Raw genomic sequence first — 14,167 nt, 5'->3', positions numbered from 1 at the left:
GCTGAGACACTAAGTCTCTAAGGTTTTAGGGACAGAGCTTCAAAGTAACAAAGCGACAAAGATTTTGAAAAGCACCTTCGGGTGCTTTTTTTATGGATAAAAGTAAAAAAACTTAGAACCTTAGAAGCTTTGCCACTTAGAACCTTTTTTCCTAACTTTGCACCTTTCAAAAAATAATTTCTAAACTTAAACTGTTTATAGCATGCAACTGTATAACACCTTAAGCGCAGAAGAAAGAGCCATCATGATCGATGATGCCGGTAAACAACGACTCACGTTGTCTTTCTATGCGTATGCCAAAATTCAAGATCCCAAAAAATTTCGTGACGATTTATTTATAGCCTGGAATACCCTCGATGCCTTAGGCCGTATTTACGTTGCCACTGAAGGAATAAATGCTCAAATGAGTATTCCCGAAGAAAATCTGGAAGCTTTTAGAGCAACTTTGGAAGTTTATGATTTCATGAAAGGTATTCGTTTGAATGAAGCGGTAGAGCATGATGATCATTCGTTTTTAAAACTGACAATTAAAGTCCGCGATAAAATTGTAGCCGACGGCTTAAATGATGATACTTTTGATGTAACCAATATTGGTGTACACTTAAAAGCCAGGGAATTTAACGAAATCCTGGATGATCCAAATACGATTGTAGTCGATTTTAGAAATCATTACGAAAGCGAAGTAGGACATTTTAAAAATGCTATTACTCCAGATGTTGAGACTTTTAGAGAAAGTTTACCAATTATCAACGAACAGCTTCAGAATCATAAAGAAGATAAAAATCTGGTAATGTATTGTACCGGAGGAATTCGATGCGAAAAAGCCAGTGCTTACTTTAAACATCAGGGATTTAAAAATGTTTTTCAGTTAGAAGGCGGAATAATCAATTATGCTAAACAACTTAAAGAAGAAGGTTTAGAAAGCAAATTCATCGGGAAAAATTTCGTATTCGATAATCGTCTTGGCGAAAGAATTACAGAAGATATCATTTCGCAATGTCACCAATGTGGAAAACCTTGCGATAACCACACCAATTGTGAGAATGATGGCTGTCATTTGTTATTTATTCAATGTGATGATTGTAAAGCAGCAATGGAAAACTGTTGTTCTGCAGAATGTCTGGATATTATTCACATGCCTTTGGTTGATCAGGTAAGGATGAGAGCCGGAAAAGAAGTTGGAAACAAAGTTTTCAGAAAAGGGAAATCAGAAAATTTAAAATTTAAACATTCTGGAGATTTACCCAATGTTGCATTAGGAGCTGCAGATAAACCAGCTGATATTCGCCAGAAAGTAAAAGTAAAAAAAGTACTTCTTGGAAAAGCCGAACATTATTATGTAAAAGCACAGGTTGGGCAATTTACGGTTGAAAATAACGAATTAAACAGTGGTGATAAAATACTTATTTCTGGTCCTACAACTGGAGATCAGGAATTGGTTTTAGATAAAATCATTGTCAACGGTATTGAAACTGAAATTGCTGTGATTGGTGATAAAGTTACTTTTGAAGTTCCGTTCAGAATCAGATTGTCTGATAAAATATACAAGATTTTAGGGTAATATTCTATTCTAAAAACTAATTTCAAAAAACCTATTTTGTGTAAAACAGAATAGGTTTTTTTATTTAACAAGTCTTTAGTTTTAATCCATAAAATGCAAACTAAAAAAAATACTATCTTTACCGATCAAACGTTTATGAACTTAAGTTGCACTTTTGCAACACTACATATATAATTATGGCATGTACAAGTTGTTCAACCTCAGATGGCGGCGCACCAAAAGGTTGTAAAAATAATGGGACTTGCGGCACCGACAGCTGCAATAAATTGACGGTTTTTGACTGGCTTTCGAACATGAGTCCGTCTAATGGAGAGGCGATTTTTGATTGTGTTGAGGTTCGTTTTAAAAACGGACGCAAGGAATTTTTTAGAAATTCAGAGAAATTAACTTTAAGTATTGGTGATATTGTAGCAACTGTTGCATCACCAGGACATGATATCGGAATTGTTACTTTGACAGGTGAATTGGTAAAAATTCAAATGAAGAAAAAAGGAGTAAATCCTGATAGTAACGAAGTCCCAAAAATTTATAGAAAAGCCTCTCAAAAAGACATAGATATCTGGTCTGTAGCGCGTGAGCGTGAAGAACCAATGAAAGTTCGTGCACGAGAACTGGCGATTCAGCATAAGCTGGAAATGAAAATTTCGGATATCGAATTTCAGGGTGACGGATCAAAAGCAACGTTTTACTACACAGCAAACGATCGTGTCGATTTTAGAATGCTGATTAAGGATTTTGCTAAAGAATTCAGTACAAGAGTCGAAATGAAACAAGTGGGTTTCCGCCAGGAAGCGGCTCGTTTGGGCGGAATAGGTTCTTGTGGCCGAGAACTTTGCTGTTCGACCTGGTTAACCGATTTTAGAAGTGTAAATACTTCAGCAGCGCGTTACCAGCAACTTTCGTTGAATCCGCAAAAATTAGCCGGGCAATGCGGAAAATTAAAATGTTGTCTGAACTACGAGTTAGATACGTACATGGATGCCTTGAAAGACTTCCCGGATTACGATACTAAATTAGTGACCGAAAAAGGAGATGCAATCTGTCAAAAACAGGATATTTTTAAAGGATTAATGTGGTTTGCTTACACGAATAATTTTGCAAACTGGCACGTTTTGAAAATCGATCAGGTAAAAGAAATTATTGCAGAGAATAAACAGAAAAACAAAGTTTCTTCACTGGAAGATTTCGCTATCGAAGTAATTGCAGAACCTGAAAAAGACTTCAATAATGCAATGGGGCAGGAAAGTTTAACACGTTTTGATCAGCCTAAAAAGAAGAAAAAACCAAACAGAAAACGCAAAAATGCTGAAACTGCAGGTGCTGTGACTCAAGTAAAGCCGCAGCAGGATAAAAACCACAATAATAATCCAAAGCCATCAGGTAATAATAAACCTTCCGGAGGAAATCCAAATCAGCAGAACAAACAAGCTAATCCGAACAATCAAAATAACCAGAACAAACCAAATAATAATAAAAAACCAAATCATTCGAATAAGCCCAAATCGAATGATACTAAACCAGCTGAACCAAGAAAACCTATAATTATTACTAAAAATGAGAATAAAAAATAGCGGAATTCTTCTTTTGGCAGCTATACTCCTTTTTTCATGTGATAAAAAAAGAGTATTTGATGAGTACAAATCTGTTGGAAGTGCCTGGCACAAAGACAGTATTGTAACCTTCGATTTGCCAGTTTTAGACTCCACAAAACGATACAATTTATTTGTAAATTTGAGGGATAACAATAATTATCCGTTCAATAATTTATTTTTAATTGTAGCTATAGAAATGCCAAACGGATTTACAAAGGTGGATACACTTGAATATCAAATGGCAAATCCGGACGGGACGCTTTTAGGTAATGGCTTTTCGGATATTAAAGAAAGTAAACTGTACTTGAAAGAAAATGTGAAGTTTAGAGGTAAATACAAAGTTCACATCAAGCAAGCTGTAAGGCAATCAGGAAAAATTCCCGGAGTTCAGGAGTTAGAAGGTATCACAGACGTAGGTTTTAGAATAGAACAAAAAGATTAGAAATAGTTATGGCTGCTAAGAAAAACAATCAAACAAATACAGTAAAAGATATTAAATACTATCAAAAAAAATTCTGGAGAGTTTTTGCTTATGGAATGTTAGGTATTTTGGCCTTCTTTTTATTTGCTTCCTGGGGGCTTTTTGGTTCAATGCCTTCTTTTGAAGACTTAGAAAATCCGGATTCTAATTTAGCTACCGAAATTATTTCTTCTGATGGCGTAGTGATTGGTAAATATTTTAAAACAAACAGATCACAGCTTAAATATTCTGATTTGCCAAAAAACCTGGTTGAAGCTCTGGTTGCTACCGAAGATGCACGTTTTTATGAACATTCAGGAATTGACGGACGAGGAACTTTAAGAGCTGTTTTTACATTAGGAACAAATGGTGGAGCCAGTACTTTAACACAGCAATTAGCAAAACAATTATTTCACGGTGAAGGGTCTAAATTTTTGCCTTTCAGAATTGTGCAAAAAATAAAAGAATGGATTATCGCGATTCGTCTGGAAAGACAATATACCAAAAATGAAATTCTGGCGATGTACTGCAACGTTTATGATTTTGGAAATTATTCTGTTGGAGTAAGTTCTGCGGCACAAACTTATTTTTCTAAAGAACCGAAAGACTTAACGGTTGATGAATCGGCTATTTTAGTCGGAATGTTCAAAAACTCAGGATTGTATAATCCGGTTCGGAATCCGCAGGGAGTAAAAAATCGTCGTAATGTGGTGCTTTCTCAAATGGCAAAAGCCAAAATGATTACAGAATCTCAAAAAGAAAAATTTCAGGCGCTGCCAATTACTTTAAAATTCAAATTAGAGAGCCATCGTGAAGGAACAGCAACTTATTTCAGAGAATATCTTCGCGATTACATGAAAAAATGGGTAGCTGAAAATAAAAAACCTGATGGATCTGATTATGATATTTACAAAGACGGTTTGAAAATATACACAACGATCGATTCAAGAATGCAGGCTTATGCTGAAGAAGCGGTTTCAGAACACATGAAAAACCTGCAACAGCAATTTTTTATTGAAATGAAAACCAATAAAAATGCTCCTTTCGTAAATATTACGCAGGCTGAAACAGACAGAATCATGATGCAGGCTATGAAGAATTCTGTTCGTTGGGCTCAGATGAAAGAAATGGACAAAAGCGAAGATGATATTATTGCTTCCTTCAAAGTAAAAACACAAATGCGAATATTTACCTGGAAAGGAGAGCGTGATACTACGATGACACCAATGGATTCAATTCGCTATTACAAACACTTTTTACAATCCGGTTTAATGGCGATGGAGCCTCAAACAGGGGCAATTAAAGCCTGGGTTGGCGGAATCAATTATAAGTACTTTCAATACGATCACGTAGGACAGGGAGCAAGACAGGTTGGTTCTACTTTTAAGCCTTTTGTTTATGCAACCGCTATTGAACAATTGAATATGTCTCCTTGTGATTCAATCCTTGACGGACCTTTTATGATTCGCAAAGGACGTCACCATGTAACTGAAGACTGGGAACCAAGAAACTCAAACAACAGTTACCGCGGAATGGTAACTTTAAAACAAGGTCTTGCAAATTCTATTAATACCGTTTCAGCAAAATTAATTGACAGAACAGGTCCTGAAGCAGTTGTAGAACTGACAAAAAAATTAGGTGTTAAAACAGAAATCCCGGTACAGCCTTCAATAGCATTAGGAGCTGTTGATATTACCGTTGAAGATATGGTGGCGGCATACAGTACATTTGCTAATCAGGGTGTATATGTAAAGCCACAGTTTTTAAGTAAAATTGAAAACAAAAGCGGAGAGGTTATTTACGAACCAATTCCGGAATCGCATGATGTTTTAAATAAAGATATTGCTTTTGCGGTAATCAAATTGCTTCAGGGAGTTACAGAAACCGGTTCGGGTGCACGTTTGCGTACACAGGGCGGAGGTAGCGGAGACAACCGTTGGACAGGTTATCCGTATATGTTTACAAATCCTATTGCAGGAAAAACCGGAACAACTCAAAATCAATCGGATGGTTGGTTTATGGGAATGGTGCCTAACTTAGTAACAGGAGTTTGGGTAGGTTGCGAAGACCGTTCAGCACGTTTCAAGAGCCTTACTTACGGTCAGGGAGCAACAGCTGCTTTACCGGTTTGGGGTTATTTTATGAAAAAATGTTATGCCGATCCAACTTTACAGGTTTCAAAATCAGATTTTGAACGTCCGGCAAATCTTTCTATAAAAGTAGATTGCTATACCAGACCTGCGGCTGTTGTAAAAGATACTACTCAGACAGAACAAAATACAGACGAGTTCGAACTATAGTTTTAGCTTTTTGAATATGAAAATATCCTTTTGTTGCCATCTTTAATTTAGATGAATACAAAAGGATTTTTTTTTGATATTTACATGAGTGGATGAAATAAAAACATTAAATGTCAGGCTGAGCGGAGTTGAATCCTATTTTATTTTACGAAATCGTTATAATTTAATCAAAAAATCTTATTTTTATCAAAATTACCCAGTGATAAAGACAGTTTGTTATGATTACAAAAAAAGTAAACAATGTTCAGGAAGCTATAACAGGCATTGAATCCGGAATGACCATTATGTTTGGCGGATTTGGTCTGTGTGGAATTCCTGAAAATACGATTGCAGCCTTAGTAAAAACCCAAATATCAGATTTAACCTGTATTTCAAATAATGCAGGAGTTGATGATTTTGGTTTGGGATTGCTTCTGCAAAAAAGACAAATCAAAAAAATGATTTCTTCCTATGTTGGTGAAAATGCCGAGTTCGAACGCCAGATGCTTTCGGGAGAATTGGAAGTTGAACTCACTCCGCAAGGAACTTTGGCAGAACGCTGTCGTGCAGCACAAGCCGGAATTCCAGCATTTTTTACACCGGCGGGCTACGGGACTGAAGTAGCCAAAGGAAAAGAAGTCCGTGAGTTCAATGGTAAAATGCACATTATGGAAGAAGCTTTTAGAGCTGATTTTGCCATTGTAAAAGCATGGAAAGGTGATGAGGCCGGAAACCTTATCTTCAAAGGAACAGCCAGAAATTTTAACGCCTGTATGGCGGGAGCAGCAAAAATAACCATTGCCGAGGTTGAAGAACTGGTTCCGGTAGGAACTTTAGATCCAAACCAGATTCATATTCCGGGAATTATGGTACAGCGTATTTTTCAGGGAGAAAAGTTTGAGAAGAGAATCGAACAACGCACAGTAAGACAGAGAGGTAATTAGATAATGAGATAATTTGTCAATTGGATAATTCTTTACGTATGTTTTAAAATTATCAAATTGACTAATTGGCACATTAAATTTAATTGAGATAATTTGTCAATTAGATAATTAATGTTGAACGTAAGTAGAGCATTATCTAATTATCAAATTTTCGAATTGGCACATTAAAAATTGACACATTGATTTTATGTTAAGTAAAGAAGATATAGCAAAACGAATTGCAAAGGAAGTAAAAGACAGATATTTCGTCAATCTTGGTATCGGGATTCCGACTTTGGTGGCGAATTACGTAAGAGATGATATTTCTGTAGAATTTCAAAGTGAGAATGGTGTTCTCGGAATGGGGCCTTTTCCTTTCGCCGGAGAAGAAGATGCCGATATTATCAATGCAGGAAAACAGACTATTACTACGCTTCCGGGAGCAAGCTTTTTTGACTCTGCTTTTAGTTTCGGAATGATTCGAAGCCAGAAAGTTGATTTGACCATTCTGGGTGCGATGGAGGTTTCTGAAAATGGTGATATTGCCAATTGGAAAATTCCGGGCAAAATGGTAAAAGGAATGGGAGGTGCTATGGATTTGGTGGCTTCCGCCGAAAATATCATCGTTGCCATGATGCACGTTAACAAAGCAGGAGAATCAAAAATTTTAAAAAAATGTACTTTGCCGTTAACGGGTGTAGGATGCGTTAAAAAGGTTGTAACTGAGCTTGCAGTTCTCGAAGTGACTAAAAAAGGTTTTAAGCTCTTAGAACGAGCGCCAGGAGTTTCTGTGGATCACATCATCGCTTCAACCGAAGCTGATTTGATAATTGAGGGGGAAATTCCAGAGATGAGGTTTTAGAAAAAGTATTAACGAGAAAATTTCAAGATTTAAAAAATACATCAATGGATATTGAAAATGATTATCTAAACACATTAAAAAATTTACACATAACTTTAAAAAAATCATTTGAATATCATCTGAATTCTGAAATAAATATTGAAACCCGAGAATATAGTAATTTGTTGTTAAATCGAATGAAACAATATTATAGAAGCCAATATGATAATAAAGAATTTTTGGAAAAGAGATATATTACAAATGGAGCAGATTTTTTTACAGAGCAATTATTGTTTTATATGAAGATTTATTTGTCAAAAACCAATCCTGATTTACAAGCAATATCTGAAAAACAAATTGTTGCAAAACGAGGTTCAATACGACCAGATATTTCAATTTGGAAAGATAATGAGGTTATTGCAATTATAGAGTGTAAAACACAATTAGGTTGGAATAGACACAAATGGGAAATTGATTTTAATAAAAGAGAAAAAAAATTAAATAAAGAGTTTAAGAATGCAAAAGCTTTTTTAGTTGTTCTAACTGGTCAAAATTGGGGTGGTTTTGAAGAAAATGATTTATTAGGAGAGAAATATTTCTGTTTATTAAAAGATAAATGGATTACAAGTTTTGAAGATGAAAATGATATATTCACACCAATTGAAAATCTATTTCTAAAGATTTAGATTTTGAGATTTGTCTAAAATAAATATTCTGAAGAAGACAACAAAACCGCCCAATCAGGCGGTTTTTATTTTAAAAAAAACTTAGTAACTCAGTAGCTTAGCAACTTAGTCCCTCAGTTTACAAATTCTCAAAGAAATCATTTCCTTTATCATCCGTAATAATAAAGGCAGGGAAATCTTTTACAGTGATTTTTCGAACCGCTTCCATTCCTAATTCTTCAAAATCAACCACTTCTACTTTTAAAATATTGTCCTGAGCCAAAATAGCGGCCGGTCCTCCGATTGAACCCAAATAGAATCCGCCGTATTTGTTGCAGGCATCAGTCACTTGTTTGGTACGGTTTCCTTTAGCCAGCATCACCATACTTCCGCCATGTTTTTGAAATTCATTCACATAAACGTCCATACGACCGGCAGTTGTTGGCCCAAAACTTCCAGAAGCCATTCCTTCCGGAGTTTTTGCAGGTCCAGCGTAATAAACCGGGTGGTTTTTAAAGTATTCCGGCATTGGTTTTCCGGCGTCTAATAATTCTTTAATTTTTGCGTGGGCGATATCACGTGCCACAATAACAGTTCCGTTTAGTTTTAAACGCGTTTTGATTGGGTATTGCGATAGTTTAGCTAAAATATCCGCCATTGGCTGATCTAAGTCAATTTCAACAGGAGCTTCTAAATGTGGAGCTGTTTCCGGTAAAAACTGTTTCGGATTTACTTCTAACTGCTCAAGGAAGATTCCGTCTTTTGTGATTTTTCCTTTGATATTTCGGTCTGCAGAACAGGAAACTCCCAATCCAACGGGACAAGAAGCTGCGTGACGAGGCAAACGAATAACGCGAACGTCATGTGTAAAATATTTCCCTCCAAACTGAGCCCCAATTTCACTTTCCTGACAAATCTTCTGAACACGCTCTTCCCACTCTAAATCACGAAACGCCTGACCGGACATGTTTCCTGATGTTGGTAAATTGTCAAAATATCCTGCCGATGCTTTTTTAACTGTAGCTAAAGTAGCTTCAGCAGAAGTTCCGCCAATCACTAAAGCCAAATGATAAGGCGGGCAGGCAGAAGTTCCTAAGTCTTTGATTTTTGCACGAATGAAAGCATCCAAAGATTTATCGTTTAATAATGATTTTGTTTGTTGGTATAAATAAGTTTTGTTGGCAGATCCACCGCCTTTTGCCATAAACAAGAACTCGTACGAAGTTCCTTTTTTGGCATAAATATCAATTTGTGCCGGAAGATTCGAACCCGAGTTTTTCTCTTCAAACATCGAAATTGGTACAATCTGCGAATATCTTAAATTGCGTTTTTGGTAGGTATTGAAAATTCCTTTGCTTAACCATTCGGCATCATCAACGCCGGTAAAAATGCTTTCGCCTTTCTTTGCCATAACGATTGCTGTTCCGGTATCCTGGCAGCTTGGTAATTGCCCTTCGGCAGCAACCGATGCATTTTGCAGTAAATTGTAAGCCACAAAACGATCATTGTCAGTCGCTTCAGGATCGTCAAGAATGTTACGAAGTTTTTGCAAATGTGTCGTTCTCAACATAAACGAAACATCTGTTAAAGCTTCTTCAGCTAATAATTCTAATCCTTTTGGGTCAACGAGAAGAACTTCTTTGTCTCCAAATTTTTCAAGTTGTACAAAATCTGAAGTAATTTTGCGGTATTGTGTTTCGTCTTTTAAAATAGGATAAGGATCCTGGTATATAAAATCAATCATTTCTTTGTTTTTGACAAAGTTAAAAATTATTTACCTAAGAAAGAATTTGAATTATACGTGTTTGTGAAGTTTATTGTTGGTTATGAAACTCATTGAAATTTATAAAGTTTGCGAATATTTTATATGCCCCGTTCCTACGGAACTTAAACGATATTCGTTATGTTACCAACGGATTAAAATCCGTAGCTACAATACATATTCATTCCTACGGAATTTTAAAACCCAAAAGCAAGAGCCATCGGCTCGGTTGTATATTGTAGGGCCGGAATTTATTCCGTTTAAATTTCGATTATGTTGATTAATGTTTAATTAAAAAAACCAGGTCGCCACAAAAATAGCCGTGATCACACAAATCAAATCTACCAAAAGCATGGTACCCAAAGCATAACGGGTATTTTTAATATTTACCGAACCAAAGTAAACTGCAATTACATAAAACGTACTTTCGGCGCTGCACTGGAAAATACTGCTTAGTCTTGCCGTTAACGAATCGGCACCAAAAGTATTCATTGAATCTATCAAAAATCCTCTTGATCCTGCAGAACTAAAAGGGCGAAGCATAGCAACCGGCAGCGCATTCGTGATTTCTTTGCTCACTCCCATATTCGAAAAGATAAATCCAATGGCATCGCTGATGATTTCGAACAAACCGCTGTTTCTGAATAATGAAATAGCAACCAGCATTCCTAAAACATAAGGAAAAATAGTAACCCCGGTCTTAACACCGTTGTTGGCTCCCACTACAAATGTGTCAAAAACAGTAGTTTCGGCATCTTTGAATTTTTTTTCATGGATGAAAGAAAAAATCAGGGTAAATGCAATTATCGCTACTAATATTAATCCGGAAAGGTTAGAAGTGAAATAGTTTTTTCCGATTAAATCTAAATGATTCACGTACATCAATAAACCAATAATTGCAGCAATTAAAGTCATTAAACCAATTAATAATGAAGCACTTTTAAAATTGATTTTTTGTTTTACTCCCACAATCAGGAAAGCGGCAATCGTTCCGATGAATGAAGTAATGATACAAGGCAGCATCACATCGGCAGGATTACTTGCATTTGCAGCGGCACGATAACCGATAATTGAAGTTGCAATTAAAGTTAAACCCGAAGCGTGAAGACACATAAACATAATCTGTGCATCACTGGCTTTGTCTTTTTCGGGGTTTATTTCCTGTAAACTTTCCATGGCTTTTAGTCCGAATGGTGTTGCAGCCGAATCTAATCCTAAGAAATTCGCAGCAAAGTTTAACGTCATGTAGGATATCGAAGGATGGTTTTTAGGAATACTTGGAAATACTTTTACAAAAACGGGACTAAGTACTTTAGCTAAATTTCCGGAAGCTCCGGAAACAATTAAAAGCTCCATTAATCCGCAGAAGAATGCCAGATAAGCAATCAATGGCAGAATTAAATCAACCAGAGTACTTTTACAGGTTGGCAATAAACCGTCCGATTTTTGAAGACCGCTGTAGATTTTTACGGTTTTGTTTTTGTAAACATAAGTCGTGTCGGAATTTAGCGTGTCACGATTGACAATCATGGTCTTCTCCGGAGCATTTTTTATGCTGTCTTTGATGAAAGCGGGAAGTTGTTCAACGTATTTTTCTGAAACCAAAATGGGGTCATCTTTCTTTCCGTTCAAAACAGAATCAATAGTATATGTATTGGCTGTAAATAAACTTACCACAATAAACACAATCGAAGAAATAAAAATCGTTAACCAAAATCTGCTTAATACCATAATTGTAATTTTTTGTAAATGTAATTATTTTAAAAGAAAATAATAAACCGCAGATTTGTAGATTTTAAATTAAATAATCTGCTAATCTGCGGTAAATGTTTTCTATTCGTTAATGCATTATACTTTTAATTTTTTCCATAAATAGGAATAATATAAAGCATAAAATTTAGCTCTTTGCTCGTTGGTTGAAGAGCCGCCATGTCCGCCTTCAGTATTTTCGTAATAGTAAATTTTATCACCCATATCAATCATTTTAGCAGCCATTTTTCTTGCATGACCAGGATGAACACGATCATCTCTGGTAGAAGTCATAAAAAACACTTCCGGATATTTGGTATCTTTATTTACGTTTTGATAAGGGGAATATTTTTTAATAAAATCCCAATCACTAGTATCAGGATCTCCATATTCACCCATCCAGCTTGCCCCGGCTAATAATTTGTTATAACGTTTCATATCTAACAACGGAACCTGACATACAACTGCATTGTATAAATCAGGACGCTGGGTAAATGCAACTCCCATAAGTAATCCACCATTACTGCCTCCCATAATGCCTAAATGCTTACTGGATGTAATTTTTTTTGCGATTAAATCTTCGGCAATTCCATGAAAATCATTGTAAATATTTTGCCTTTTTTCTTTCAATCCTGCCTGATGCCATTTTGGTCCAAATTCTCCACCACCTCGTATGTTTGCTAATACAAAAACGCCCCCTTTGTCTAACCAGGCTTGTCCGATAACACCAGAATAAAAAGGTTGTTCTGAAACTTCAAATCCACCATAAGCATTTAGTAGAGTTGGATTATTTCCGTCATATTTAATATTTTTTCCCGCAATCACAAAATATGGAATCATTTCACCATCTTTTGATTTCATTTTAAATTGTTCCACTTTGTACTTGCTGCCATCAAAATATGCCGAAAGGGATTTTACTTTTTGAACTGTATTGTTTTTTGCATTAGCACTAAATAAAGAAGTAGGAGTGAGGAAATTTTGATAATTAAAATAATAATCATCACCAAATTCATCTGTTGCTACGATTTCGATTGTTCCAAATTCAGGAGCATTGGTTTTGGCACTATTCCATTTACCATCTGTGTAAGAATAGGAATAAAGCTCACTTTTTACATTGTTTAAAATGTTGATTAATAAAAAGTTTTTGGTGCTTGAAATTTCCGCAATGCTACTGTAAGCATCCGGTTCATAAATAAGCTGTAAGTCTTTCTGCCCTTTTAACAATGAAGTAAAATTGAGACTGATAGCAGAACCTTGTCTGTAGGTTTTACCATTAACAGTCCAATCTGATTTTAAATTGATTATTGCCTGATTATTTAATATTGCACTAAAATTAGCATCATCAGGAATATCCAGTTTTATCAATTTATCGTTAACCATTACAAAAGATTTTGAGGTGTAAAATGTTTCTCCTTTTCCAATAAAAAGATAACTCTTTTCACCATCCCGAATTAAGTATCCATTATCCGAAACATCGGAAACGTCTCCCTCAAATATTGTTTTTGCTTCAGATAATTTGGTCCCTCTTTTCCATAATTTAACAATTCTTGGATAACCAGAAGAGGTCATGCTTCCTTCGCCAAAATCGGTTCCGACAATTAAAGTATTTGCATCGAAGTAACTGACACTATTTTTAGATTCTGGAATTGAAAATCCATTTGGAATAAATTTCTTGGTAACTGCATCGAATTCTTTAACTTCAACAGCATCACCACCACCATAAGAAAGGCTTACTAAGAAGCGGTCATATTTTGGATACAAACCTTGTGCCCCTTTAAAAACCAATTTAACATTATCTTGTTTGCTCAAAGCATCAATGTCTAAAAGTGTTTCCCAGACAGGATTTTTAGTGTAATAACTTTTCTTGGTTGTTCTGCGCCAAATTCCTCTGACATGCTCGCTATCTTGCCAAAAATTATAAATATAATTCCCAAAAACTCCTGGGTAAGCAATCTTATCTGTATCGTTTAAAACAGCCAGACTTTTAGTGTAGATATCTTGATATTCACTTTGATTAGTAAGAACGTCTAATGTGGCTTTGTTTTCTTTTTCAACAAAATCCAATGCTTTTTTTCCGTCAACTTCTTCTAGCCATAAATAAGGATCTTCCTGAGCGGTCATAGTGTAGATATTAGTTAAGAGGAATAAAAATGCAATTATTGATTTTTTCATTATTATTTATTTTTGTAGTTTGTTGGGATATAATATAATTAAAATCTTTACTATTTTAATTCAAATATAACAAAACCATCCTTAAAGAGTCAAATCTTAACAATGCTATTAATTGTAAAAGAGTATTACAAAAGTTGGTTTTGCAGTTAAGACAAATAAGTTA

At 35.4% G+C, this 14,167-nt stretch carries 10 protein-coding genes; 7 read left to right on the top strand and 3 right to left on the bottom strand.

Annotated features, from left to right (window positions below; all coding sequences use genetic code 11):
• The first annotated feature begins 202 nt into the window (after positions 1 to 202).
• The 7 genes from FLV_RS06705 (at position 203) to FLV_RS06675 (ending at position 8,342) form a co-directional block, all read left to right on the top strand.
• Positions 203 to 1,561: a rhodanese-related sulfurtransferase gene (locus FLV_RS06705; protein ID WP_243232115.1), complete on the top strand. Its 1,359-nt coding sequence runs from the start codon at positions 203 to 205 to the stop codon at positions 1,559 to 1,561.
• A 176-nt stretch (positions 1,562 to 1,737) separates the two neighbouring features.
• The gene (locus FLV_RS06700; protein ID WP_243232113.1) at positions 1,738 to 3,132 is read left to right on the top strand and encodes a stage 0 sporulation family protein; all 1,395 of its coding nucleotides are present in this window, start codon (positions 1,738 to 1,740) and stop codon (positions 3,130 to 3,132) included.
• Positions 3,116 to 3,595 (top strand): gliding motility lipoprotein GldH, encoded by a 480-nt coding sequence (locus tag FLV_RS06695; RefSeq protein WP_243232111.1) that lies wholly within the window; start codon positions 3,116 to 3,118, stop codon positions 3,593 to 3,595. The genes FLV_RS06700 and FLV_RS06695 overlap by 17 nt, the downstream gene beginning before the upstream one ends.
• A gap of 8 nt (positions 3,596 to 3,603) precedes the next feature.
• Positions 3,604 to 5,913, top strand: coding sequence for a penicillin-binding protein 1A (locus tag FLV_RS06690; RefSeq protein WP_243232109.1), 2,310 nt, complete (start codon positions 3,604 to 3,606; stop codon positions 5,911 to 5,913).
• A 218-nt stretch (positions 5,914 to 6,131) separates the two neighbouring features.
• The gene (locus tag FLV_RS06685; protein ID WP_243232107.1) at positions 6,132 to 6,836 is read left to right on the top strand and encodes a CoA transferase subunit A; all 705 of its coding nucleotides are present in this window, start codon (positions 6,132 to 6,134) and stop codon (positions 6,834 to 6,836) included.
• Between the two features lie 187 nt (positions 6,837 to 7,023).
• Complete coding sequence (locus tag FLV_RS06680; RefSeq protein ID WP_243232105.1) at positions 7,024 to 7,677, top strand: CoA transferase subunit B; 654 nt, start codon at positions 7,024 to 7,026, stop codon at positions 7,675 to 7,677.
• Between the two features lie 44 nt (positions 7,678 to 7,721).
• On the top strand, positions 7,722 to 8,342 hold the full coding sequence (locus FLV_RS06675) for a hypothetical protein (RefSeq protein WP_243232103.1): 621 nt from the start codon (positions 7,722 to 7,724) through the stop codon (positions 8,340 to 8,342).
• 118 nt (positions 8,343 to 8,460) lie between these two features.
• On the opposite strand, the gene FLV_RS06670 is transcribed toward FLV_RS06675, so the two are convergent.
• From FLV_RS06670 to FLV_RS06660, 3 genes are all read right to left on the bottom strand, one after another.
• Positions 8,461 to 10,065: a fumarate hydratase gene (locus FLV_RS06670; protein WP_243232101.1), complete on the bottom strand. Its 1,605-nt coding sequence runs from the start codon at positions 10,063 to 10,065 to the stop codon at positions 8,461 to 8,463.
• A 309-nt stretch (positions 10,066 to 10,374) separates the two neighbouring features.
• Positions 10,375 to 11,814 carry a nucleoside recognition domain-containing protein gene (locus FLV_RS06665; RefSeq protein ID WP_243232099.1) on the bottom strand — a complete coding sequence of 480 codons (1,440 nt, stop codon included), beginning with the start codon at positions 11,812 to 11,814 and terminating at the stop codon, positions 10,375 to 10,377.
• 117 nt (positions 11,815 to 11,931) lie between these two features.
• A complete protein-coding gene (locus FLV_RS06660; protein WP_243232097.1) occupies positions 11,932 to 14,004 on the bottom strand; it encodes a prolyl oligopeptidase family serine peptidase in 2,073 nt (690 codons plus the stop codon).
• Positions 14,005 to 14,167: the final 163 nt, after the last annotated feature.

The sequence above is a fragment of the Flavobacterium pectinovorum genome (assembly GCF_022802975.1).
Classification (GTDB): Bacteria; Bacteroidota; Bacteroidia; order Flavobacteriales; family Flavobacteriaceae; genus Flavobacterium; species Flavobacterium pectinovorum_B.
The sequence above is the reverse complement of the archived record's forward strand: the minus strand, read 5'-3'. Positions and strand labels throughout refer to the sequence as shown.

What these genes read in the sequence shown, in the direction of transcription:
- FLV_RS06705 (WP_243232115.1), top strand. Translation starts at nt 203, where the DNA reads ATGCAACTGTATAACACCTTAAGCGCAGAAGAAAGAGCCATCATGATC.
- FLV_RS06700 (WP_243232113.1), top strand. Translation starts at nt 1,738, where the DNA reads ATGGCATGTACAAGTTGTTCAACCTCAGATGGCGGCGCACCAAAAGGT.
- FLV_RS06695 (WP_243232111.1), top strand. Translation starts at nt 3,116, where the DNA reads ATGAGAATAAAAAATAGCGGAATTCTTCTTTTGGCAGCTATACTCCTT.
- FLV_RS06690 (WP_243232109.1), top strand. Translation starts at nt 3,604, where the DNA reads ATGGCTGCTAAGAAAAACAATCAAACAAATACAGTAAAAGATATTAAA.
- FLV_RS06685 (WP_243232107.1), top strand. Translation starts at nt 6,132, where the DNA reads ATGATTACAAAAAAAGTAAACAATGTTCAGGAAGCTATAACAGGCATT.
- FLV_RS06680 (WP_243232105.1), top strand. Translation starts at nt 7,024, where the DNA reads ATGTTAAGTAAAGAAGATATAGCAAAACGAATTGCAAAGGAAGTAAAA.
- FLV_RS06675 (WP_243232103.1), top strand. Translation starts at nt 7,722, where the DNA reads ATGGATATTGAAAATGATTATCTAAACACATTAAAAAATTTACACATA.
- FLV_RS06670 (WP_243232101.1), bottom strand. Translation starts at nt 10,065, where the DNA reads ATGATTGATTTTATATACCAGGATCCTTATCCTATTTTAAAAGACGAA.
- FLV_RS06665 (WP_243232099.1), bottom strand. Translation starts at nt 11,814, where the DNA reads ATGGTATTAAGCAGATTTTGGTTAACGATTTTTATTTCTTCGATTGTG.
- FLV_RS06660 (WP_243232097.1), bottom strand. Translation starts at nt 14,004, where the DNA reads ATGAAAAAATCAATAATTGCATTTTTATTCCTCTTAACTAATATCTAC.